We start from the raw sequence: 353 nt of genomic DNA, 5'->3' as shown, positions 1-353 counted from the left end.
GGCTGCTGCGCGGCAAGGCCTACCTGGGCCTTGGCCCAGTTCTCCATCAGGGTGACCGCCTGTTCCATGTAGCCGTTCTGCACCCAATTGGCGTCGAACATCGGCGACTTGTTGGGAATGCGGATGTAGTCGACCAACTGCGGGACGATTTCGCTGTCCCACTTGTCATTGACGAATTGGCCGAGCTTGGCGCTGTCCATCTGATACTCCGGTTGCATGGGCTGTGATCGCGCCATTCTACGCCTGTGCCGCGGGTAGGGTTTTTCCTACATCACGTCGGGTATTTGGCTGGCTTACGGAAATCCGGGAAACCGATAGGCTGTGCACATGTGGTGACGGACACCGTTCCTGCC

At 58.6% G+C, this 353-nt stretch carries 1 protein-coding gene; it reads right to left on the bottom strand.

Annotation, left to right across the window (positions count from 1 at the left end):
- A partial coding sequence (locus tag EN824_RS33850) for a hypothetical protein (protein ID WP_210236384.1) occupies positions 1-200 on the bottom strand: 200 nt, incomplete at its 3' end.
- Positions 201-353: the final 153 nt, after the last annotated feature.

This window comes from Mesorhizobium sp. M8A.F.Ca.ET.181.01.1.1 (assembly GCF_004792025.1).
Taxonomy (GTDB): Bacteria; Pseudomonadota; Alphaproteobacteria; order Rhizobiales; family Rhizobiaceae; genus Mesorhizobium.
The sequence above is the reverse complement of the archived record's forward strand: the minus strand, read 5'-3'. Positions and strand labels throughout refer to the sequence as shown.